The organism is uncultured Metabacillus sp. (assembly GCF_947503125.1).
Taxonomy (GTDB): Bacteria; Bacillota; Bacilli; order Bacillales; family Bacillaceae; genus Metabacillus.
Window position 1 is genome coordinate 28,772 of record NZ_CANNCR010000013.1, and the last position, 22,940, is coordinate 51,711.

Below are 22,940 nucleotides of genomic sequence, written 5' to 3' on the forward strand. Positions count from 1 at the left end.
TATGCAAACACAGATACAAAACAATCAAACAACCTTGAAAAAAGAATCAGCATTCAAATCAATGATACAAAATAATATGCGGCAATATAGCATGGTCATTGCTCTGATCTTTATTATGGTGCTGTTTCAAATTTTAACAAATGGTCTGTTATTACAACCTTTAAATATTACAAATCTTATTTTGCAAAATAGTTATATCCTTGTTTTAGCAATAGGAATGGTATTAGTTATTATTACCGGCCATATTGATCTGTCTATTGGTTCGGTGGCAGCATTTGTTGGAGCGATCTCGGCAATCCTGATGGTAAACTATGAAATGCCAACATTCTTAGCTGTTATTATCTCGTTATTAGTAGGTGCCATTATCGGAGCTTGGCAGGGATTTTGGGTTGCATATGTAAAAATTCCGGCGTTTATCGTAACCTTAGCAGGAATGCTTTTATTTAGAGGATTAACAATGATCGTACTAGAGGGGAAATCAATTGCGCCATTCCCTGAATCATTCCAAAAAATAAGCTCAGGTTTTATCCCTGATGTATCGAGCGGCGGATCCCTTCATCTATTAACGATGATCATTGGCCTTGTTTTATCGGTTATTATTATTTTCACGCAGGTGAAAAATAGACGCTCACAGCTAAAATACAACTTTGATGTTGAATCAAACGGCATGTTTATTATAAAACTAATCGGCATGATCGCGTTGCTGAATATCTTTACGTATGTGTTGGCTTCATATGAAGGAATTCCGAATATTTTAATCATCCTTGCAGTATTGATTGTGATTTATACTTTTGTAACAAATAAAACAAAAGCAGGCCGCCATGTGTATGCGATTGGTGGTAATGAAAAAGCAGCACAATTATCTGGGATCAAAACAAAACGCATGACCTTTTGGGTCTTTGTCAATATGGGAGTTCTCTCGGCATTATCAGGCTTGTTATTTGCAGCGCGTTTAAATGCAGCAACACCTAAGGCTGGTAATCTGTTTGAATTAGATGCGATTGCCGCTTGCTTTATCGGGGGTGCCTCTGCATATGGCGGTATCGGTACTGTTCCTGGAGCAATCATCGGCGGCCTAGTAATGGGGATCATGAATAACGGTATGTCCCTGCTAGGATTAGGTATCGACTGGCAGCAAGGAATTAAAGGGCTGGTATTATTAGCAGCTGTTGCCTTTGATATTTATAATAAAAACAAAGCTTCATAATACGTTAATAAGCAGGGCTGACGACATTCATTCGTCAGCTCTGTCCCCGTTTAAAACATTGATTCTTTTTATTGTTGGTTTTTTAATTGCTGCTCAGCCATCTTCACCATTTCTCTAACCACATTTCCGCCGAGGTTTCCGCCAATTTTCCCTGCTTCTCTGGAGGTTAAGCCTCCGTTATAGCCATCCTGCAGGGGAACACCTACTTCTTTGGCCACTTCAAACTTTGCATCCTCAGGTCTTTCAGTGTTAGCGACTTTTGCCTTTAATTGATCGACCCCTTCTCTTGCTTCAGGTACAAGTATATTATTTCTTCTTCTTTCCATGAAACCATCCCTCCTTACCCTTAGTTTATCTGTTACATGCAGGTTTTATCCTGATCGAAGCTGCGCTTTATGAACTGTTTTACAGCACATGTTTTTTTATGTAAAAGAAACAATATAAGAAAGTGAGGAGGTAAAACATGAAGAATTGTCACGAATTTTTAAAAAGCAAAAGCTGGCTTGATACCGATCTGGATGGTAGATTTATCAATATTGATCATCCTTATGCAATCCTGATTTCAGATACGGAAGGACAAATTACGTTAAGAGGAAATACAGGCTTTGACAATGGTCAAAATGGAGAAGAGATATTTAGCTTTACATCTGTAAAAGAACTTCAGGAATGGTTTGAAAACAATATTGGTGAGTAAACCATGAGAGCCATTGTGCTATAGTAAAGTTAAAAATGATGTAGGATGATCACAACAAAAAATAACGAGAATGTTGTCTTATTTGTTACAGAAAATGAAAGCAAATTAGTACTTGTATGTTCAAGTGGTTAAACATTAAAAATGAACCAAATAGTCAAAAAGGTTCTGCCAATGATCAATGGGAAAGGAGGAGGAAACGAATCCTTTGCCCAAGGCGGAGGTGATAAAATCGTTACTGGAGAGCATTTGCTGAAGGAGTTAGAAAGGAAATTAAAACATGAGTTGATGGAATAATAGAACAAACATCTTTTTTACCATTCAATTGAAAGACCATTTTAAATTTGTATGTACATAGTGTATAATAAATATAGTTGTACGAATAAGTTGAATTAGTAACATACAAGCTGAAAGTGGTGACATAATGGCTCAACAAACAAAAGCCAGTATGGTGAAACAAAAAATTAAAGACTGGATTACCGAAGGAACCGTATCGCCAGGTGAAAAAATTTATTCGGAAAATGAGCTGGTGAAATTGTTTCAGGTTAGCAGGCATACTGTTCGCCAAGCTGTCGGCGATCTAGTTCATGAAGGCTGGTTATATCGAGAGCAAGGAGCAGGTACGTTTGTAGCGAATAGACCGAATCAAGCTCAAATGAATCCAATGCGCTCAGCGGGAAAAAATATAGGGGTCATAACAACTTATATTTCAGATTATATTTTCCCCTCGATTATAAAGGGAATTGAATCATATTTATCCTCACACGGTTATTCTTTGACATTTGCTTGTACTGATAATGATCCCGAAAAAGAAAAGCAATGCTTGGAGGCGATGTTGAATCGCAATATCGATGGGCTAATCGTAGAGCCTACGAGAAGCAGCAGTTACAATCCAAATCTTCATTACTACTTGGAAATGGAACAAAATAAAATTCCATATTTAATGATAAATCAATATTATCCACAATTAAATCCGCCAAACATTATTTTAAATGATGAAAAAGGAGGGTTTATTGCAACTGATCATTTAATTAAGCTAGGCCATAAAAAAATTATTGGTTTGTTTAAAAGGGATGATATCCAAGGGTTAAACCGGATGCAAGGCTTTATCAGGGCTTTTAGGGAAAATCAGATCCCCTTTTTCCCTGAAATGATCGTAACGTTTACAACTGAGGAAAAAGAGACTGGATTACTGCACAAGTTAAAACATCTTCTAATGTCAAAAGATGATAGACCAACAGGAATTATTTGCTATAATGATGAAATTGCAATCAATGTCTTAAATGTATTAAGAGAGCTTGAGATTAAGGTACCTGAAGATCTTTCCATTGTTGGTTACGATGATTCCTATTTAGCAGAGGCTTCAGAAATTAAGATTACTTCTGTTACACACCCTAAAATGGAAATGGGAGTTGAAGCGGCTAAATGGATTGTTGCTGCCGTGGAAAATAGCGACAATAAATTAGTTGAAAACAGGCAGAAGATTTATGAACCTGAGTTAGTTATTAGAAACTCTACAAGTTCACTGAAAGAAATTCATCCAATGATCAACCAAGAGATTTAATTTTTCATTCACATTTGTTTAGAGGGTGACCCGAATCATGGTCTACCACTTTACACTAGTGAGTAAAGTGGTAGGAAGTTTAGGTAGTTTAAAAGTTTTCTAGATAGTACTTTAATAGTAGGAGGACGTATCAATGATCGCTTTAAATGAATTATTAAACCTATCCAAAGCATGTACCTGTGGAAACCAGCACTTTTCGATTTCGATTGATGAAATTGTCATCAGCCAAAATGCATTAGATGATGTGGTTGCATATTTGCAGAAAAAATCATTTAAAAAGGCAGCCATCATCGCTGACCAAACTACCTATGATATCGCTGGTAAAAGATTGTCAGCCCTCATAGAAGAAGAAAAGATTAACTATGAGGTTGTGATTATTCAGCCTAATGAACAAAATGATGTTGTGGCAGATGAAGCAGCGTTAATAGAGGCTATGTTAGGGATTTCGCAAGATGCGGAAGTGGCTATTGCGGTAGGTTCTGGCACCATTCATGATATTACGAGATTTGCAAGCTTTAAGATGGGTAAACCGTTTATTTCCATTCCGACTGCACCATCTGTTGATGGATTTAATTCAATGGGAGCCCCTGTTGTTATTAAAGGAGTAAAAACAACCTTTCAAATGCAGTCGCCTATTGCTTTATTTGCTGACATTGGGATTTTGCAAAGTGCGCCGCGAGAAATGATTGCTGCTGGCTTTGGGGATATGATCGGCAAATATACATCATTAGCAGATTGGAAGTTTTCTCATCTTATTGCAGGTGAACCGTATTGTCCGCTTTCTGCGAAACTAACTGAAGAAGCATTGGAAAATTGCGTGAAGCATGTTGAGCAAATTTCTGAAGTGGATGAGGAAGGAATAAAAATCTTAATTGAAGCCCTTATTCAATCTGGACTAGCTATGCTCTTAGTTGGCCATTCTTCACCAGCTTCGGGAGGGGAGCATCATTTATCACATTATTGGGAAATGGAGTTCCTAAAGCAAAACAAATCGCAAGTACTGCACGGGGCTAAGGTTGGTGTTTCCGCACAATTAATTTTAGATTTATATAAAAATGATGTGTTAAAGCTTGTTTCAAATTCAGCACAATTAGAGGAGCTAAGAGGGGAATCAAAGGAAAAACTTGACATGGTGATTCAGCAGCAGCATGCAGTCCTTGAAGTATTACATTCACTGCCAGAGGCAAAAGTTCTTTCTGGCTTGTTGCAAAAATTAGGGGGCCCTCTCCGTCCGACCCATCTTGGAATTCCTTCTGACCTTGTACGGAACAGCTTAAATGAAGCACACCTATTAAGGAAAAATCGTTATACGATGCTGGCCTTCTGGAATGAACATGTAGGGAATCATCATTATGCTTAAGTTTAATGAAATCGAGGCTGTTTTTTTTGACTTAGATGACACATTATATGATCAATTAACACCTTTCGGGCTTGCATTGGAATTTTGTAAAGTCGAGGCATCAACCCTGAATATCGAGGAGTTATTTAAGAGAGTGCGATATTTTAGTGATGTTCTTTGGAAGCTTCACACGAAAGGGCAAATGAGCTTAGAAGCATTAAGAGTTGAGAGATTAACAAATGCTTTTAAAGATTTTGACCTTAATATAACAAAGGAACAAGCATTGGCGATACAGGAACGTTATGAATATGAGCAGCAACAGATACAAGCTTTTCCTGGAATTATAGAAATAATAAAAGATTTACAGAAAAACAAATCGGTTGTCGGCATATTAACAAACGGTCCTGTACATCATCAAATGAATAAAATTATTGCACTTAAACTTGATCAGGTAATACCAAAGGAGTTGATTTTTATCTCTGATGGTATTGGAATCGCAAAGCCTGATAAGAGAATTTTTGAATATGTGCAAAGGCAGATTAAGATTAAGCCTGATAAATGCTGCTATATAGGGGATACGTGGGAGAATGATATTGCGCCATCGATTGAGGCGGGATGGAATTGTATTTGGTTTAATCACCGCAATCGAGAGCCGCAATCCATTCATACCCCAAATAAAATCATTACTGATTACATTGGAGTTTTTTCATAAAGGGAAGGATAAAAAGAGACTGCTTCAATATTGTTAGAAACTCCTCAATACAATGAATACAGAGGGGGTTTTTAACATTTGATCCAGCCTCTTTTTACTCTTAACGGAATGATTGATCATAAATAATATAATTTAAATATGATGTCCTGGTCATGGTTTCCAAATTTCTTTCCAAAAATGGTGGCTCCGCCAACGTGTTTTGCATCTTCTTTAACTTCGACCCGAAACGTCCAGCGATCACAGGTTGTATCTAAATCCTCAACTGATAGATCTGATAATGGATCTCCATCAATATAAGTGCCATGGCTTGTAATCCTTATTGTTTTCAGCAAGCCGTATTGGTTAATATTATTTGGCCACCAATCAGGAGTAAACTTTCCTCTCGTATCGGCAAAATCACCAGGGCTTTGCCATGTGCCCAATTCGATCCCGTTTAGTGAAAAGGTAATATCTGATGGCCAAACATCGTTTGAGAATGGGAATTCAGAAGAAATTTCTAGGCTGATTTCAAACTGTTGTAATTTTTCGTCGATTTTTAAGAAGTTAGGGATATTATATTGAACAAACCCTTGGGTAAACCATAATATTTCTGCATCCACCCTTTTAGGATCCATGAAGTATTTCGGTTCATCAACTCTTCCGATAAACTCCTTATCGGTGGCAAGACCGCAGGTTGGTTTTAACTCATAATCTGTGTAATGGCCGATCGGCACGGATGTTTCATAGGAAGCAAAAGAATGAAAGATTTTTTTAGGAAAATTGATTTCAATATGATCGACTTTTAAGATAGAAACTTTTTGAAGGCCTGATTTTCCAGGGACTTTCTCCGTTTTAATAATTCCTGCATTTTCTAACTTTTTAATGTGCTTTGTCACAATCGGACTGCTTATTCCAAGTTCCTCAGCTAATTCCTTGACGTTCATTTTATTTTTTGAAAGCAACTGAATAATCTTAATCCGAACCTCACTAGCCAATGCCTCATACACGACGATAGAGGACTTGTCTATTTCAAGCTGCATTATTTTCCCTTCTTTCAATATTATTTAATTGATAAAAAAGATAACTAAGTAATTATAAAATAACATATTAATTAATCATTGTAAATATATAACAAGAATTTAAACTATTTGATTAACTTTTAAGTTAATTGAAATAAAAAAACAGTTAATAAATTTAATTAAAAGGTTATTGACAACGTTTCCATATCAAGTGTATACTGATGCTGAAGTTAATTATCCGCGATGGATTTTCTTCGATAATAATTTTCAAAATAAACAGAATTAGGGGGAAAAAGCATTGAAAAAGAAGTTTAGTTTTTCATTAATTCTAGTATTTTTAGTAGCAACTATATTAGCTGGCTGCAGCGGCGAAGACAAGAATACCATTACGTTTTGGACACCCTTAACAGGTGAAGATGGTGCTTATATGGATCAACTTGTCAAAGAGTACAATGAAACAGATCCAGAGTTCAAAGTAAAACATGTCATTACAGCTGATATGTATACGAAAATGTCTACGGTGTTAAATTCTGGTAAAGGGATTCCGGATTTATCGATTATTCACGCTGACCGTGTTCCTGGTTATGCAAAACAAGGTGTTTTAGAACCAATGACAAGTATTATGGAAAGTCAACCTGAGCTTAAGCAAGAAAATTATCTGCCACAAGCATGGACCTCGGGTAATATTGACGGAACTCAATATACAATCCCATTGGATATTCATAGTAATGCAATGTATTACAATAAAGATTTACTTAAGAAATACAATGTAGAGCATTTCTTAGATGATAATGTCGTTACGTTTGATGAAATTTTATCTCTCCAAGGAAAATTGGATGAAGGTGATTATGTTGTCAATGATGCGCTAATAAGCTGGGTTATCTTTGCACAAATTCAAAACCTTGGCGGTGACATTCAAAAAGATGGTCAGCCTGCTGTTAATACACCAGTCATGAAACAAGCGATAGAAGCTATTAAACAAATTGATGAAGCTGGATTAATGACTCCTTATGGTGAAGATGGTTACTTAATGTTCCAATCTGGAAACGTTTTATTCTCTACTGATGGAACTTGGAGTTCTACAGCACACGCAGCAGTTGAAGGTCTAAACTTTGGTGTAACAAATATTTATGCATTCTCACCGGATAAGTTTACGAACAGAGCGTCCTCACATTTATTCGCTATGTTAGAGAATGAGAACAGAACAGATGAAAAAGAAAAAGGAATTGCTAGTTTCCTTGAATTCATTCGCAAAAATTCGATTGAGTGGGCAAAAGCTGGACAAATTGTTGCTAGTAAAGAGGTAATCGAAAGTCCGGATTATGATCAATATATCCAATCCTTCTTTACTTCAAGTGAAAAACAGACTGAATCTTTATACATTTACACATATGAATACTACCCATATGTTGCTGAAGCTCTAGATACGTATGTTCCAGATATTGTTCGCGGAGAAGTGGATATTGATGAAGGTCTACAAACAATGCAGAAATTTGTAGAAGATAAAATTGCTGAAGGTGATGGCGGTGAAGCAGCAAAATAGTTAGAAAATAGGATTGTCTCAAAACCTAAGGGTCTATCCCCTAAATAGAAAGCTTTTTATATGGTGCTAACTTAAAGGGGACAGGCCCTCTGAGACAGTCTCTTATAAAGGAGAAATAGGCTATGAATAAAAAAGTGAATTTAACACCTCTTTTCTTTGTAGGTCCCCATGTGATTTTATTTGCTGTTTTTATTTTTTTACCTACGATTTATGGAATTTACGCATCCTTCACCCAATGGAATTTAATCGGTGATCCAGTGTGGGTAGGTTTAGAAAATTATAAGACAATCTTATTTGATAAAAAATCAACCTTTCATTTTCAATTTACGAATGGGTTAAAAAATACGTTAATTTTCGTTGGATTAAGTGTTCCATTCTTAATCATCATACCTCTCTTAATTGCTGTTGCCTTAGAGCATAAAAAAGTAAAAATGAAAAGCTTCTTTCAATCCATTATCTATATTCCAGGATTAATTTCGATCTCAGCTGGGGCGTTAATTTGGTCGCTAATCTTCAATAAGCAATTGGGGATAACTGGAAATGTGTTTGGTTCTGAAACGGTTTGGGCTGGTAACCAACCATACGCTTGGATCATCATTATTGTTTTAACGATTTGGGGCGGCGTTGGAGGAAATATGATCATATACCGTGCCTCTATAAATGGTGTTGCGAAGGATTTATATGAATCTGCCGATATTGATGGTGCAGGACCAATTCGGAAATTTTTTAGTATTACCTTACCATCTATTCGCTTTCCATTAATTTATACATTTGTCATGACGACCGCTGGAACGTTTAATGTTTTCGGTGAGCCATTAATGATGACAAATGGCGGCCCGGAGCAAAGCACACATGTACTGATGATGTATATTCGCCAATTAGCATTTAGCCACGGAGAATCAATTGCAGGGATGGCTTCCGCAATGGCGGTATTGCTTGGATTAGTCATCTTAGTTATATCAGCAATACAATATTATGTGATGAACCGAAATGCTTCATAGAAGTTATGTTAGCTTGTATTTGAATGGAAACGGATAAGGCAGGTGTAATAAATGAAAAAGATAAGTTGGTCAAAATATAGTGCATATTTATTTTTAATTGTTCTTTGTATCATTTGGGCAGTTCCGGTCATTTTCGGGATTACAACATCATTTCGCTCACAAACAGAAGTTGTCTCAGTTGGTTTTAGGCTATTACCTGTTAACTGGATCGTTGATAACTATGTTGCCATTTTGGAAAATACATCAACAGCACCAATTTTACGCTGGTTAATGAACTCTTTATTTATTGCAACGATGCATACAATATTAGTCGTTATTGTCATCTCAATAACTGGATATGGATATTCACGGATGAATTTTAAAGGAAGAGATACATTGTTCTTTACTTTATTAGGGATTTCCTTCTTCCCGGGGGTCGTTAACTTAATTCCTTCCTATAAAATAATTGACGCCTTAGGTTGGGTGAATACTGCTTGGGCGATGATCATTCCAGGTTTAGCAGGAATGGGCAATATATTCTTAGTTAGACAATTTATGAAGGGTATTCCAAAAGAATTGGACGAGTCAGCCCGTGTTGACGGAGCAGGTGATTTTAGAATCTACTACTCTGTTATATTGCCGCTGATAAAACCAGTATTAATTGTTTGCGGTCTGTTTTCTTTTACCGGCTCTTGGAATGATTTCCTCTGGCCAGTCATTGTTTATACCGATGTAGATAAGATGCCGGTTACAGCTGGTTTGCTTTTATTGCAAGATATTTATGGGAACTACCGCATGATTGGGCAATTAATGGGGTCAGCGATATTAGCGATTATTCCAACCCTACTGTTGTTTGTTTTCGCACAAAAGTATTTTGTCCAGTCTATTAACTTGAATTCAGGTATTAAAGGGTAAGAAATGTCTCCTAAATTATTAGGATTTTCATAGAACATGGAACTTGTATGAAAAGTGAGGGATGGTCATGAGCAGAGGATTGGAAAGGAAATTGTTAATAGCAGGGTCGATATGGAACATCATCACTGGACTTATAACTATTTTTGGTTACTCTACTTGGTTTAAAAATACAGGGGCAAAAGAGCTGCAAGGCACTTCTGTTGATACAAAAGTAGTTGGAACTGTATTAATTGATGAGGTTTCAGGTGTGATTTTGACATTTGGCTTATTCATTTTCGTAGGTGCTATTGTGAATTTCCTCATTGCTAGAAACCTAAAAGATAATGAAATTCAAAAGAAGGCTTTACTTTGGATTGCTTTCTGGGGATTACTTCAATTGTTTGTCATGGACATTGTTGGATTCGTATTGTTTTTGGTCGCATATGTTATTTACACAGCAAAAAATAAAGCGATTAAGTTATCTCAAGCATAATTTGAAAGTATTTAATAACGTAAATCTATTTATTGATGTAAATCATTATAGATTAAAAATCTACTATTATATGTAGTTAAAAAAAGGAGTTGGAATCATGGCAGTTAAAGCAAAAATGACGGTTGATAAGGAATTTAAAATCGGACAAATCGATGAAAGAATTTACGGTTCCTTTATCGAGCATTTAGGTAGAGCTGTATATGAAGGAATTTATGAGCCTGATCATCCATCAGCAGATGAACAGGGATTTCGAACAGATGTTATCGAACTTGTGAAGCAATTAAGAGTCCCATTGGTAAGATACCCAGGCGGTAACTTTGTTTCCGGCTATAACTGGGAAGATGGCATTGGTCCTGTTGCCGATAGGCCGAGAAGATTAGATCTAGCATGGAGAACAACGGAAACAAACCATATTGGCACAAATGAATTTATGGATTGGGCAAAAAAGATTAATGCTGAGGTGAATATGGCTGTTAATCTAGGAACTCGCGGGATTGATGCTGCTCGCAATCTAGTAGAATATTGCAACCATACATCAGGCTCTTATTGGAGTGATCTTCGTATCTCACATGGTTATAAAGAGCCTCATAAAATTAAAACATGGTGTTTAGGAAATGAAATGGATGGTCCGTGGCAAATTGGTCATAAAACAGCGGATGAGTACGGACGCCTTGCAGTTGAGACAGCAAAAGCAATGAAATGGGTTGATCCGACGATCGAATTAGTTGCATGTGGCAGCTCAAATCGCCATATGCCAACTTTCGCTGACTGGGAGGCAACTGTATTAGAGCACACGTATGACCATGTCGATTATATTTCCCTGCACACTTATTATGGAAACCGTGATAATGATTTAGGCAACTATTTAGCACAATCATTGGATATGGATCAGTTTATTTATTCGATTATTTCAACGGCAGATTATATTAAAGCGAAAAAACGCTCAAAGAAAACAATGAATCTATCATTTGATGAGTGGAATGTATGGTTCCATTCAAATGAAGCAGATAAAAAGATTGAACCATGGTCGATTGCTCCGCCACAACTAGAAGATATTTATACGTTTGAGGATTCGTTATTAGTAGGAAGTATGCTAATTTCGATGTTAAAGCGTGCCGACCGTGTGAAAATTGCATGTCTTGCACAGCTAGTTAATGTTATTGCGCCAATTATGACGGTAAAAGGCGGAGAAGCGTGGAAACAAACAATCTTTTATCCATATATGCATGCATCTGTATTTGGTAGAGGAACAGCATTACATTCGATTGTCTCTTCTCCAAAATATGATAGCAAGGATTTCACAGATGTTCCATATCTTGATACTGTTTCGGTTCATGATGAAGAAAATGAAACATTGACAATCTTTGCCGTAAACCGTCACCAATCTGAAACACTTAGTCTTGAAGCAGATATTAGAAGCTTCGAAGGTTACAGAGTGAACGAACATATCGTTCTTGAAAATGATGATGTTAAAGCAACAAATCAGTTTAATCATACAAATGTTTCACCACATAGCAATGGAGATGCGAGTGTCGATAATGGACATCTAGCAGCGAATTTATCCAAGCTTTCGTGGAATGTGATTCGTCTCGCAAAATAAAAAGTGGTTACTTTTTACTTTTAACTACTTATTAAAAACAAATCTGCCTAACAAGCAAAAGCAGTAAATTTCTATTGAAATTTAACTGCTTTTAGCATGTTAAAAGCAAACTGAGAAATGAAGCACATTCAGTTTAAATGAACTAATTATAAAACGAACCTTATTGGATTATGAAAAAATGAATTTAGGAGTTGTCATCATGTCTGATTTTACCGTGAAAAATCCGCTTATTGAACAACGTGCGGACCCATGGATTTATAAACATACAGATGGTTATTATTATTTTACAGGATCTGTGCCAAAGTATGACAGAATCGAACTCCGCCGTTCTGATTCCATTCAAGGATTAGCAGATGCGGAAGGGAAAACGATTTGGGTTAAGCATCAAAAAGGATTAATGAGTGCTAATATTTGGGCTCCTGAGATTCATTTTATTGATGGAAAATGGTATGTCTACTTCGCAGCGGCACGAACATCAGAAACAAAAGATGGCTTATTTGATCATCGTATGTTTGTGTTAGAAAATGTATCCGAAAATCCGCTTGAAGGGGAATGGATCGAAAAAGGACAAGTAAAAACGAAGTGGGAAACCTTTGCATTAGATGCCACATCTTTTGAACATAAAGGAATCAGATATTATGTATGGGCACAAAAGGATCCTGAAATAAAAGGAAATTCTAATATTTATATCTCAGAAATGGAGAATCCATGGACACTTAAAGGTGAACAGGTTTGTCTCACCACACCTGAATATAATTGGGAAAAAATCGGATATTTAGTTAATGAAGGTCCGGCAATCCTTAAACGAAATGGTCGTATATTTATGACATTTTCTGCAAGTGCCACCGATTATAACTATTGTATGGGACTATTAACAGCAGATGAAAACAGTAATTTATTGGATCCGGCATCGTGGGTAAAAACACCTGAACCTGTTTTTTCTACTTCTGAGGAAAACAGCCAATATGGACCAGGACATAATAGTTTTACCGTTTCTGAGGATGGCAAGCAGGATATTCTTGTTTATCATGCCAGAAGCTATAAGGAAATTGTCGGTGATCCGTTGTATGATCCAAATCGCCATGCTCGTGTTCAAGTAATTCAGTGGAACGAAGATGGAACGCCAAACTTTGGAGTGCCAAGACCTGATACAAACTAAGTGAAGAAATAAGAAAAGGCTGATTATTGCTGATAGTCAGCCTTTTCCTACGCTTTTGAACAATAAGGAATAGGAGCAGCAGTCAAAACCTACGTTTGTTGATATTGAAAATGATGGAAATAGACACAGTTGAGTCTTTAAACAACTACAAACTAACTTGTAAGGATAAGTTGAAAGTTAACATATAAAAAAGGACAAATTTGCAAAAATAAATCTAAAATTTGTATTGAAAAAAATGAGATAAGTGCTAAAATGAACTTAAGGTTATACGTATAAGTTGAGTGTTTTTATAAAATTCCACAAAATGAAAGCGGATTTTTTCCAATAAATGTTTCTGTGTCTTGTAACTTGTACGGATAATGTGAAGTGAATCAACTAAAAACTAAAAGATTAATTGATTAATAGAAAAAGGTTGGGGGGATTAAAATGGCAAAGTATTCAATTGGTGTTGATTACGGGACACAATCTGGAAGAGCAGTGCTTGTCGAAATTGGAACTGGAAAAGAGATTGCTACAGCAGTTAAACCGTATACACATGGAGTAATGGATGAATTTTTACCAGATGGCGTAACAAAGCTTGAAAATGATTGGGCCTTACAGCACCCAACAGATTATATGGAAGTATTAGAAACAACAATTCCAGATGTATTAAAACAGGCAAATGTTTCTCCAGATGAGGTAATCGGCCTTGGTATTGACTTTACAGCTTGTACCGTTTTACCAATTAATCAGCAGGGAACTCCTTTATGCTTAACTGAGGAATTTAAAGATCATCCACATGGCTATGTTAAGTTGTGGAAACACCATGCAGCACAGGATGAAGCAAATCGCTTAAACGAGATTGCTGAAGCTAGAGGGGAGAAGTTCCTGCAAAGATATGGCGGGAAAATTTCTTCTGAGTGGCTCGTACCGAAGCTTTGGCAAATTCTGAATGAAGCACCGGAAGTTTATGAAGCTACAGACCAATTTGTTGAAGCTACTGACTGGGTTATTTCTCAATTAACTGGTGAATTAAAACGCAATAGTTGTACAGCAGGTTATAAGGCAATCTGGCATAAGCAGGAAGGATATCCGACGAAAGAGTTTTTTAAGGCTTTAGATGAACGCTTAGAAAATGTTGTAGAAGAGAAGTTATCAAATGAAATTTTCCCAATTGGTTCAAAAGCTGGGGAATTAACAGAAAAAGCTGCGAAGTTGCTTGGTCTTAACCCTGGTACTGCAGTGGCAATTGCAAACGTTGATGCCCATGTTGCGGTCCCTGCTGTAGGAATTACGGAACCTGGAAAACTGCTCATGATCATGGGGACATCTACTTGCCATATATTATTAGGTGACGAGGAAAAGGTTGTTCCTGGTATGTGCGGGGTTGTTGAAGATGGTGTTATCCCTGGATTAATGGGATATGAAGCAGGTCAATCTTGTGTAGGAGATCACTTTGAATGGTTTACTGAAAATTGCGTTCCTGCCAGCTACTACGAGGAGGCGGAGGAAAAAGGAGTGAACATTCACCAGCTATTGACCGAAAAGGCTGCTCAGCTTGAGGTTGGTGAAAGCGGTTTAATCGCTTTAGACTGGTGGAATGGAAACCGCTCAACATTAGTTGATGCAGATTTAACTGGTGTTTTACTAGGAGCAACTTTACTCACAAAACCTGAAGAAATCTATCGCGCTCTTATTGAAGCAACTGCGTACGGAACACGTACAATTGTTGAAGCTTTCAGAAACAGCGGCGTTCCGATTAATGAAGTTTATGCATGCGGCGGGATTGCTGAAAAGAATGCACTAATGATGCAAATTTACTCTGACGTTTTAAATATGGAAATTAAAATCTCAGCCTCTTCACAAACTCCTGCATTAGGATCAGCCATGTTTGGTGCTGTTGCAGCTGGTAAAGAGCGCGGCGGTTACGATGACATTAAAGATGCTGCAAAAGAAATGGCTAGATTAAAAGACGAGGTCTATCAGCCAAAACAAAATAATGTAGCAGTATATGATCAATTGTTTGCCGAGTACTCACGTTTATATGATTATTTCGGACGCGGCGAAAATAATGTCATGAAGAACTTAAAGAAAATTAAGAAAGCTAGTACTTCTAAAACACAAGAAAAAACAGAAGTTACACAATAATGGAATACAGCAACGATCCTAATGATGCGGTGGGGCAAAAAGGGTTTCTGCCCCATTGCTCGACCTAAAAAAGAGGGGAGAGGAAAAGATGCTTGAAGCATTGAAAGAGCAAGTACTGAAAGCAAATTTACTTTTACCAAAATATGAAATGGTCACCTTTACTTGGGGGAATGTAAGCGGCATTGATCGTGAAAAAGGTCTTGTTGTTATCAAACCAAGCGGAGTTTCTTATGATGAGTTAAAGGCAGAGGATTTGGTTGTTGTTAATCTTGAAGGTGAAATCGTAGAAGGTGATTTACGTCCTTCATCAGATACTGCGACTCATTTAGCTTTATACAAAGCATTTCCAAAAATAGGTGGTGTCGTTCACACTCACTCACCGTGGGCAACAAGCTGGGCCCAAGCTGGCCGTACAATTCCTGCATTAGGCACAACACATGCTGATTATTACTATGGGGAAATCCCTTGTACTAGACCATTAACAGAGGAAGAAATTACTCGTGCATATGAGTTGGAAACAGGGCATGTTATCATCGAAACGTTTGAAAAAGCAGGTCTTGATCCAGTAGCTATGCCAGGAGTACTAGTATCAGGTCATGCACCATTTTGCTGGGGAAAAGATGCGATGCAAGCCGTACACAATGCAGTGGTGTTAGAAGAAGTGGCAAAAATGGCTTTACACACATTCCAATTAAACCCGGATGTCAAGCCGATCGATCAATATCTATTGGACAAGCATTATCTTCGTAAGCATGGAGCTAATGCTTATTATGGCCAAACAACTCCAAAGGTAAATCTTTAATTAATCACAAGGGGGAACCGATATGTTAACAGTAAAACCTTATGAATTCTGGTTTGTTACAGGAAGTCAAGACTTATATGGGGAAGAAACAATAAAAGAGGTTGAAGCAAATTCAAGAGTGATTACAGAAGCTCTTGATCGTGATCCTGCAGTTACGTACAAATTGGTGTTTAAATCAGTATTAAAAGAAGCGGATTCCATTCGCAGATTATGCTTAGAAGCAAATGCTGATGAAAACTGTGCAGGTATCATTACATGGATGCACACATTCTCTCCGGCTAAAATGTGGATCGCTGGCCTTTCTGCATTGCAAAAGCCAATGCTGCATTTACACACACAATTTAATCGTGATATTCCTTGGGACAGCATTGACATGGATTTTATGAATACCAATCAATCTGCACACGGTGACCGCGAATTTGGTTTCATGGCAACAAGATTAAATATTAAACGTAAAGTGGTTGTTGGACATTGGGAAAATAGCGAGGTTAGAAGCAAAATTGGCAGCTGGATGCGTACAGCAGTTGCATTCTCTGAAAGCCAGCATTTAAAAGTTGCTCGCTTTGGTGATAACATGAGACGTGTTGCTGTTACAGAAGGCGACAAAGTAGAAGCGCAAATTAAGTTGGGCTGGACTGTAAATGGATACGGTATCGGCGATTTAGTGCAGAGAATGAATGATGTATCTGAACAAGAAGTAGATGCATTAATGAAGGAATATGAAGCAGAGTATGATATTGTTCCTGAAGGTCTTGAAGATGGTCCTGTTCGTGAGTCAATTCGTTATCAAGCAAGAATTGAGCTGGGAATGAAGGCATTTTTAGAGGAAGGCAATTATACGGCATTTACAACTACCTTTGAGGACCTTCACGGGATGAAGCAATTACCAGGTCTTGCTGTTCAACGATTAATGGCACAAGGTTATGGCTTTGCTGGTGAAGGTGACTGGAAAACAGCTGCACTTGTTCGCATCTCTAAAATCATTGCTGATAATGAAGACACTTCATTTATGGAGGATTATACGTATCACTTTGAGCCAGGCAATGAGCTTGTGCTTGGATCACATATGCTTGAGGTTTGTCCAACTATTACAGCAACAAAACCGAAAATTGCTGTCTATCCATTAGGTATTGGCGGAAAAGAAGATCCTGCCCGCCTTATCTTTGACGGTAAAAGCGGTGCAGCCCTAAACGCCTCAATCATTGATCTTGGCCATCGTTTCCGCCTGGTTGTAAACGAAGTTGATGCGAAACAGCCTGAAATTGAATTGCCAAATTTACCTGTCGCAAGAGTACTATGGACTCCACAGCCTTCTTTAAGTGAAGGAGCTGAAAACTGGATTATCGCTGGCGGAGCACACCATACTGTATACTCATATAAAGTAACGACAGAACAGCTAAGAGACTGGGCAGACTTAGTAGGAATTGAGTGTGTATTAATTAATAATGATACAAACAAACATGCTTTCATTAATGAATTACGTTGGAACGACGTTATCTATAAATAATTTATGCTAAAAACAGCGAGGTTGACTAGAGCAAATGAAATAAACACTAAGTCTATGAAAATAGCAGAGCTTTCGGTCTAACCTCGTTTTTTAATCTTTTGTAAAGGATGATCTTGATATGAAAAATTCAATCGTCATTAATGCAGATGTTGAAAAAGGAACGATTAACCGCAATATTTATGGTCATTTTGCTGAACATTTAGGTCGTTGTATTTATGAAGGGATTTGGGTAGGCGAGGATTCACCAATTCCTAACACAAATGGAATTCGGAACGATGTTTTGGAAGCGCTAAAGCAAATTCAAATTCCAGTTCTTCGCTGGCCAGGCGGCTGCTTCGCTGATGAATATCATTGGAAAGATGGCGTTGGGCCAAGAGAAAATCGTAAACGAATGGTAAATACACACTGGGGTGGTGTTGTTGAAAATAACCACTTCGGAACACATGAATTTATGATGTTATGTGAAATGTTAAACTGTGAGCCATATATTTGTGGAAATGTAGGCAGCGGTACTGTTCAAGAAATGTCTGAATGGGTAGAATATATGACATTTGATGGCGAATCTCCAATGGCAAACTGGCGTGGGGAAAATGGCAGACAAGAGCCTTGGAAATTAACATACTTTGGTGTGGGAAATGAAAACTGGGGCTGCGGTGGTAACATGCGCCCAGAATATTATGCAGATCTTTATCGCCGTTATCAAACATATGTAAGAAACTATGGTGATAACAAAATCTATAAAATTGCCGGCGGAGCAAATGTAGATGACTACAATTGGACAGAAGTTCTTATGCGTGAGGCTGGTCGTTTCATGGATGGACTAAGTCTTCATTATTACACAATTCCAGGAGATTTCTGGTTAGGAAAAGGTTCAGCGACCAATTTCCCGGAAGATGAATGGTTTATTACCATGAAAAAAGCTCTTCATATGGACGAGTTAATTACAAAGCATAGCACAATTATGGATAAATACGATCCTGAAAAACGTGTTGGCATGATTATTGATGAATGGGGAACTTGGTTTGATGTCGAAGAGGGAACAAACCCAGGATTCCTTTATCAACAAAATACGATTCGTGATGCATTAGTTGCAGCGGTTCACTTCCACATTTTCCATAAGCATAGCGATCGTGTGCAAATGACAAACATTGCACAAACTGTAAACGTTCTACAAGCAATGGTGCTGACAGAAGGAGAAAAAATGATTCTAACTCCGACGTATCATGTATTTGATATGTATAAGGTTCATCAGGATGCGACAAATTTATCAGTTGAAGCAGCTGTTGGTACCTACAAATACAATGATCAAAAGCTTCCACAAGTGACTGTTTCTGCGTCAAAAAACAAAGAAGGCAAAATAAACATTAGCTTGTGTAATATCGACCATAAAGAATCTGCATCCCTTTCCATTCAGCTGCGCGGATTAAAGGAACAAGTTTCAAGCCTGTCAGGTAAAATTCTTACAGCTGATACAATTGATGCTCATAACACGTTTGAACAGCCAGAGGTTGTAAAGCCAACTGAGTTTACTCAAGCGTCAATCGAAAATGACCAATTAAATGTTACATTACCACCAATGGCTGTAGTGTTACTTACAATTGAATAAATCGAAGTTTTTCAAAGCAAGGGTCTATCACAAATATGGGTCAGGCCCTTTTTAATAAAGGGTGAGCTATAATGAGAGATAACGCAACCATTTGTAAGGGCTGTACAAGAAACGTCATAATAAAAAGACAAGAAGTGGATGAGATCCTTTCAAAAAGCAAAGGTAACCCATCTGTCATGGTGTCAAAAACAATTTACGAACAAAGATTGAATTCCTGCAAAGGCTGTACATCTTTGGTTTACGGCACAACTTGTTCACATAGTGGATGTCTTGTTGAATACCGAGCGAAATTTTCTACGAAAACATGTCCAAACCCAAACGGTTCTAGGTGGTAATCTAGCATTAACCTAAATAATCGCTAGACTCCGCTCTATGTTATTTGGAGATTTCCCTATTGCATTTAGTGTATAAATCTAGTATTATAACAATACAAGCTGCGCTGTACGCATTTTTTATAAAGTTTTAACCTTTAAGCTGAAATAGGGAGTTTTACATTGAAGACGGAATATCAAGCCTCCATTATGTAGAGGAAGATACGAAAGCTTCTGCGAACACCCACTTGTAGGAGTGGTGGTCTAAAACTCTATAATGTAGATGCGGCAATCGCGGCACCTTATCTCAATAATTAATCCGGCTCCTGTATGGATGCCGGATTTTTTATATTTCCTTCAAAAAAGTTGGTTTTTTGATCACAATCCAGCTTCAAATTTTAATACTCTTTTAACTCTCGATTAATAAAACTCTCTGCTGTAAAAGCCGCAACACCTAGAGCTGCTGAATGGGTTAAGTGTTTAGCGAAACTAATTTGCAGATTTTTTTGCTGAAATGAAAGAGCATGAGAATAGACGATTTCTAACAATGGCTGCTCAATCCATTCTTTTGCCATTGCCAACCGGTTTCCGATAATAATTTGCTCAGGATTAAAGGTGTTAATAATATTATTAATGCCAAATCCCAAGTATTGCCCGATTTCTTTGAATAATGAGATCGCTTGTTTATCTTTCTTATTAGCCAATTCAATCAATGATTCCAGTGTATGTTCATCTTCTGCCTTGTTTAGCAGGGCATGTTCAGATGCATATACTTCCCAGCAGCCATTGCTTCCACAACTGCATGGTGCGCCATTCATTTGGATAACCATATGTCCCATTTCACCAGAAAAGCCATTTAAACCTTGGTATAACTGGTTATTTAAAATCAGTCCCACACCAATTCCGATCCCTGCGCTAACATATATTATATCGTTATATGATTGCCCTGCACCGAATTGCTTTTCACCGTAGGCTCCTGCGTTTGCTTCATTTTCGATGATGACAGGTAGATTGAATTCATCCTCAATCGATTGTTTGATTTCGCAATTCTTCCAGCCTAAATTTGGCGCAAGCAGTACTTTTCCTTGCTTATCAACGATACCAGGGATCCCGATTCCTATTCCAATAATCCCATATGGGCTTTTAGGGATATCCTTGATTAAGGTTTTTATGATCGTTTTTACCTGGTCCATTACCGTTTCAACAGATGAACTTTTCATTCGTACATGATGTTCAGTTATGATTTTTCCCTTTAAATCAGTTACAACCCCTAAAATATAATTTACTCCTACATCAATTCCAATTGAATATCCTGCAACACGATTATAATGGAGGAGGACTGGTCGGCGGCCTCCGCTGGATTCTCCCGGTCCTGATTCATATACAAGCTGTTTTTCCAGTAATTCATTTACTAGGGAGGATACAGTTGCTTTATTTAATCCGGATTTTTGTGCAATATCAGCCCGTGAAATGGGTTCTTGCTCTGTGATGGTTTGAAAGACTAATGATGTGTTGTTTTTCTTAACTACCTGCTGATTCCAAGTTATTGATTTCAAATATGTCACCTAATTTCAACATCTCATTTTATTTTTTCTCGGTGGAGCAAAATCTTAATCATGATGTATTCCTTCATTATAAACGTTATTATTATAAGTATAAACTTAGTTTATTGAATAGACAAACATTTTTCCCAATGATATAATTTTAATTAGTTTTCTACTATTTTATAGAAATGTAAAGTACTAGATTCAGATAGTAAAAAAACACTTCATTTTTGAAAGGGTTTACTTGCATGGGTCTGCTAAAACGCAAATCCGTATCTTCTATTATAAGGGGTTTTGAGAATGAAATATGTGATTGGGATTGATTTAGGTACAAGCGCAGTAAAAATTTTATTAATGGACCAAAACGGAAATGTTGCTCATGAAATTTCGAAATCTTATCCTTTAATCCATGAAAAATCCGGGTATAGTGAACAGGAACCCGAGTTATGGGTAGAAAAAACGCGTGAAGGTCTTGCAGAGCTTGTAAAAGAATTTAATGGTGATGTTAATGATATTGAGGGGATCAGCTTCTCAGGACAAATGCACGGACTTGTTCTATTAGATAAATCACACCAGGTGTTACGAAATGCTATCCTTTGGAATGATGTGAGAACTACACCTCAATGTAAGCAAATTTATGATGTTGTCGGTCAGGATAAATTACTTCAGATTACAAAAAATCCTGCATTAGAGGGCTTTACCTTGCCAAAAATATTATGGGTAAAGGAGCATGAACCATATATTTTTGAACAAGCAGCCATATTCCTCCTTCCAAAAGATTATTTACGTTTCCGGATGACCGGACAAATTCATAGTGAATATTCTGATGCTGCTGGAACGTTATTATTAAACGTTGGAGAAAAAGAATGGAGTCAGGAAATATGTGCTCTTTTTGAGCTTAAGCATGATTTTTGTCCGCCGCTCGTCGAATCACACGAGTGTGTGGGGACGTTAACAGAACAATTTTCAAATGAAACAGGATTATCTCCTGCTACTAAGGTTTTTGCAGGGGGAGCAGATAATGCTTGCGGAGCAATTGGTTCTGGAATCTTATCAGAGGGAAATACGCTATGCAGTGTTGGAACATCTGGGGTTGTTTTATCATACGAAGAGAGAAATGATCGTGATTTTGCTGGAAAGGTTCATTATTTTAATCATGGTAAAGAAAATGCCTTTTATACCATGGGCGTCACATTAGCAGCTGGCTATAGCTTGAACTGGTTTAAAGATGTGTTTGCTGAAAATGAGTCATATGAAGAATTATTGAATGGATTAGAAGAAGTGCCTGTTGGTTCAAATGGATTATTGTTCACACCATATTTAGTTGGGGAAAGAACACCATACGCTGATCCAACCATTCGTGCCAGCTTTATAGGTATGGAAGGATCCCATACTAAAAAGGATTTTGCTCGTGCGGTATTAGAGGGAATTACATTTTCTTTGCATGAATCCATTGAGATTTTCCGTGACAGCGGCAAGAAAATCGATACGATTATTTCAATTGGCGGTGGTGCCAAAAATGAGACATGGCTTCAAATTCAAGCTGATATTTTCAATACAAAAATTGTTAAATTAAAAAGCGAGCAAGGACCAGGTATCGGAGCTGCCATTCTTGCAGCATACGGTGCAGGGTGGTCAAGTTCTCTCAAAGAAATTGCTGATCTCTTTATTAAGCCAGCTAAAACATATGAGCCAATTGCAGATAATGTTGCAAAGTATCAGGAACTTTTTACTCTTTATAAAGAAGTTTATCAACACACGAAAGGATTAAATGAAGGCTTAGCGAAATTTAGAAAATAAACTAATGTAAAGGGTCTGACCATGGCAATAGTAGAAACTATATGGCGCCTAAGGGTCTGACCC

Annotated in this window: 21 protein-coding genes and 1 other RNA gene; 19 read left to right on the forward strand and 3 right to left on the reverse strand. The window is 37.4% G+C overall.

Features of this window, described 5'->3' with window-relative positions; all coding sequences use genetic code 11:
• Window position 1: 1 nt before the first annotated feature.
• Window positions 2-1,207, forward strand: coding sequence for a multiple monosaccharide ABC transporter permease (gene mmsB / locus Q1B07_RS11250; protein WP_299089413.1), 1,206 nt, complete (start codon window positions 2-4; stop codon window positions 1,205-1,207).
• 68 nt (window positions 1,208-1,275) lie between these two features.
• Here mmsB and Q1B07_RS11255 read toward each other — a convergent pair whose 3' ends face one another.
• Entirely contained in the window at window positions 1,276-1,533 is a 258-nt protein-coding gene (locus Q1B07_RS11255; protein WP_299089412.1) for an alpha/beta-type small acid-soluble spore protein, read from the reverse strand.
• Window positions 1,534-1,670: 137 nt separating this feature from the next.
• Between Q1B07_RS11255 and Q1B07_RS11260 the strand changes: the two genes are divergently transcribed.
• From Q1B07_RS11260 to Q1B07_RS11280, 5 genes are all read left to right on the forward strand, one after another.
• Window positions 1,671-1,901: a hypothetical protein gene (locus Q1B07_RS11260; protein WP_299089411.1), complete on the forward strand. Its 231-nt coding sequence runs from the start codon at window positions 1,671-1,673 to the stop codon at window positions 1,899-1,901.
• Window positions 1,902-2,042: 141 nt separating this feature from the next.
• A complete protein-coding gene (locus Q1B07_RS11265; RefSeq protein WP_299089410.1) occupies window positions 2,043-2,195 on the forward strand; it encodes a hypothetical protein in 153 nt (50 codons plus the stop codon).
• A 127-nt stretch (window positions 2,196-2,322) separates the two neighbouring features.
• On the forward strand, window positions 2,323-3,462 hold the full coding sequence (locus tag Q1B07_RS11270) for a GntR family transcriptional regulator (RefSeq protein ID WP_299089409.1): 1,140 nt from the start codon (window positions 2,323-2,325) through the stop codon (window positions 3,460-3,462).
• 133 nt (window positions 3,463-3,595) lie between these two features.
• Complete coding sequence (locus tag Q1B07_RS11275) at window positions 3,596-4,822, forward strand: sn-glycerol-1-phosphate dehydrogenase (protein ID WP_299089408.1); 1,227 nt, start codon at window positions 3,596-3,598, stop codon at window positions 4,820-4,822.
• Window positions 4,815-5,513: an HAD family hydrolase gene (locus Q1B07_RS11280; protein WP_299089407.1), complete on the forward strand. Its 699-nt coding sequence runs from the start codon at window positions 4,815-4,817 to the stop codon at window positions 5,511-5,513. Before Q1B07_RS11275 ends, Q1B07_RS11280 begins: the two co-directional genes overlap by 8 nt.
• A 116-nt stretch (window positions 5,514-5,629) precedes the next feature.
• On the opposite strand, the gene Q1B07_RS11285 is transcribed toward Q1B07_RS11280, so the two are convergent.
• Entirely contained in the window at window positions 5,630-6,532 is a 903-nt protein-coding gene (locus tag Q1B07_RS11285) for an ArsR family transcriptional regulator (protein WP_299089406.1), read from the reverse strand.
• 277 nt (window positions 6,533-6,809) lie between these two features.
• Here Q1B07_RS11285 and Q1B07_RS11290 point away from each other — a divergent pair, with 277 nt between their 5' ends.
• From Q1B07_RS11290 to ssrS, 12 genes are all read left to right on the forward strand, one after another.
• The gene (locus Q1B07_RS11290) at window positions 6,810-8,054 is read left to right on the forward strand and encodes an extracellular solute-binding protein (RefSeq protein ID WP_299089405.1); all 1,245 of its coding nucleotides are present in this window, start codon (window positions 6,810-6,812) and stop codon (window positions 8,052-8,054) included.
• Between the two features lie 122 nt (window positions 8,055-8,176).
• A complete protein-coding gene (locus Q1B07_RS11295) occupies window positions 8,177-9,055 on the forward strand; it encodes a carbohydrate ABC transporter permease (RefSeq protein ID WP_299089404.1) in 879 nt (292 codons plus the stop codon).
• 51 nt (window positions 9,056-9,106) lie between these two features.
• A complete protein-coding gene (locus Q1B07_RS11300; RefSeq protein WP_299089403.1) occupies window positions 9,107-9,949 on the forward strand; it encodes a carbohydrate ABC transporter permease in 843 nt (280 codons plus the stop codon).
• A gap of 67 nt (window positions 9,950-10,016) precedes the next feature.
• On the forward strand, window positions 10,017-10,421 hold the full coding sequence (locus Q1B07_RS11305; protein WP_299089402.1) for a hypothetical protein: 405 nt from the start codon (window positions 10,017-10,019) through the stop codon (window positions 10,419-10,421).
• 97 nt (window positions 10,422-10,518) lie between these two features.
• On the forward strand, window positions 10,519-12,021 hold the full coding sequence (locus Q1B07_RS11310; RefSeq protein WP_299089401.1) for an alpha-N-arabinofuranosidase: 1,503 nt from the start codon (window positions 10,519-10,521) through the stop codon (window positions 12,019-12,021).
• Between the two features lie 199 nt (window positions 12,022-12,220).
• Window positions 12,221-13,180: a family 43 glycosylhydrolase gene (locus Q1B07_RS11315; protein WP_299089400.1), complete on the forward strand. Its 960-nt coding sequence runs from the start codon at window positions 12,221-12,223 to the stop codon at window positions 13,178-13,180.
• A 426-nt stretch (window positions 13,181-13,606) separates the two neighbouring features.
• Entirely contained in the window at window positions 13,607-15,307 is a 1,701-nt protein-coding gene (gene araB / locus Q1B07_RS11320; RefSeq protein ID WP_299089399.1) for a ribulokinase, read from the forward strand.
• Between the two features lie 88 nt (window positions 15,308-15,395).
• Window positions 15,396-16,109, forward strand: a complete 714-nt coding sequence (gene araD / locus Q1B07_RS11325; RefSeq protein WP_299089398.1) for an L-ribulose-5-phosphate 4-epimerase — start codon at window positions 15,396-15,398, stop codon at window positions 16,107-16,109.
• A gap of 22 nt (window positions 16,110-16,131) precedes the next feature.
• A complete protein-coding gene (gene araA, locus Q1B07_RS11330) occupies window positions 16,132-17,616 on the forward strand; it encodes an L-arabinose isomerase (RefSeq protein ID WP_299089397.1) in 1,485 nt (494 codons plus the stop codon).
• Between the two features lie 118 nt (window positions 17,617-17,734).
• Entirely contained in the window at window positions 17,735-19,222 is a 1,488-nt protein-coding gene (locus Q1B07_RS11335) for an alpha-N-arabinofuranosidase (protein WP_299089396.1), read from the forward strand.
• Between the two features lie 71 nt (window positions 19,223-19,293).
• On the forward strand, window positions 19,294-19,557 hold the full coding sequence (locus Q1B07_RS11340; RefSeq protein WP_299089395.1) for a DUF6171 family protein: 264 nt from the start codon (window positions 19,294-19,296) through the stop codon (window positions 19,555-19,557).
• A 93-nt stretch (window positions 19,558-19,650) separates the two neighbouring features.
• Window positions 19,651-19,838, forward strand: a non-coding RNA gene (ssrS, locus tag Q1B07_RS11345) — 6S RNA.
• A 93-nt stretch (window positions 19,839-19,931) separates the two neighbouring features.
• Here ssrS and Q1B07_RS11350 read toward each other — a convergent pair.
• The gene (locus tag Q1B07_RS11350) at window positions 19,932-21,089 is read right to left on the reverse strand and encodes an ROK family transcriptional regulator (protein ID WP_299089394.1); all 1,158 of its coding nucleotides are present in this window, start codon (window positions 21,087-21,089) and stop codon (window positions 19,932-19,934) included.
• Between the two features lie 288 nt (window positions 21,090-21,377).
• Between Q1B07_RS11350 and xylB the strand changes: the two genes are divergently transcribed.
• Window positions 21,378-22,877, forward strand: a complete 1,500-nt coding sequence (gene xylB / locus Q1B07_RS11355; RefSeq protein ID WP_299089393.1) for a xylulokinase — start codon at window positions 21,378-21,380, stop codon at window positions 22,875-22,877.
• Window positions 22,878-22,940 lie beyond the last annotated feature (63 nt).

Excerpts from the sequence above, each read along its gene's own strand:
- Q1B07_RS11305 (WP_299089402.1), top strand. The coding sequence starts at position 10,017 with ATGAGCAGAGGATTGGAAAGGAAATTGTTAATAGCAGGGTCGATATGG.
- araA (WP_299089397.1), top strand. The coding sequence starts at position 16,132 with ATGTTAACAGTAAAACCTTATGAATTCTGGTTTGTTACAGGAAGTCAA.
- Q1B07_RS11340 (WP_299089395.1), top strand. The coding sequence starts at position 19,294 with ATGAGAGATAACGCAACCATTTGTAAGGGCTGTACAAGAAACGTCATA.
- araB (WP_299089399.1), top strand. The coding sequence starts at position 13,607 with ATGGCAAAGTATTCAATTGGTGTTGATTACGGGACACAATCTGGAAGA.
- Q1B07_RS11280 (WP_299089407.1), top strand. The coding sequence starts at position 4,815 with ATGCTTAAGTTTAATGAAATCGAGGCTGTTTTTTTTGACTTAGATGAC.
- Q1B07_RS11265 (WP_299089410.1), top strand. The coding sequence starts at position 2,043 with ATGAACCAAATAGTCAAAAAGGTTCTGCCAATGATCAATGGGAAAGGA.
- Q1B07_RS11335 (WP_299089396.1), top strand. The coding sequence starts at position 17,735 with ATGAAAAATTCAATCGTCATTAATGCAGATGTTGAAAAAGGAACGATT.
- Q1B07_RS11275 (WP_299089408.1), top strand. The coding sequence starts at position 3,596 with ATGATCGCTTTAAATGAATTATTAAACCTATCCAAAGCATGTACCTGT.
- Q1B07_RS11270 (WP_299089409.1), top strand. The coding sequence starts at position 2,323 with ATGGCTCAACAAACAAAAGCCAGTATGGTGAAACAAAAAATTAAAGAC.
- Q1B07_RS11255 (WP_299089412.1), bottom strand. The coding sequence starts at position 1,533 with ATGGAAAGAAGAAGAAATAATATACTTGTACCTGAAGCAAGAGAAGGG.
- Q1B07_RS11260 (WP_299089411.1), top strand. The coding sequence starts at position 1,671 with ATGAAGAATTGTCACGAATTTTTAAAAAGCAAAAGCTGGCTTGATACC.
- Q1B07_RS11315 (WP_299089400.1), top strand. The coding sequence starts at position 12,221 with ATGTCTGATTTTACCGTGAAAAATCCGCTTATTGAACAACGTGCGGAC.
- mmsB (WP_299089413.1), top strand. The coding sequence starts at position 2 with ATGCAAACACAGATACAAAACAATCAAACAACCTTGAAAAAAGAATCA.
- Q1B07_RS11285 (WP_299089406.1), bottom strand. The coding sequence starts at position 6,532 with ATGCAGCTTGAAATAGACAAGTCCTCTATCGTCGTGTATGAGGCATTG.
- Q1B07_RS11310 (WP_299089401.1), top strand. The coding sequence starts at position 10,519 with ATGGCAGTTAAAGCAAAAATGACGGTTGATAAGGAATTTAAAATCGGA.
- Q1B07_RS11300 (WP_299089403.1), top strand. The coding sequence starts at position 9,107 with ATGAAAAAGATAAGTTGGTCAAAATATAGTGCATATTTATTTTTAATT.
- xylB (WP_299089393.1), top strand. The coding sequence starts at position 21,378 with ATGAAATATGTGATTGGGATTGATTTAGGTACAAGCGCAGTAAAAATT.
- araD (WP_299089398.1), top strand. The coding sequence starts at position 15,396 with ATGCTTGAAGCATTGAAAGAGCAAGTACTGAAAGCAAATTTACTTTTA.
- Q1B07_RS11295 (WP_299089404.1), top strand. The coding sequence starts at position 8,177 with ATGAATAAAAAAGTGAATTTAACACCTCTTTTCTTTGTAGGTCCCCAT.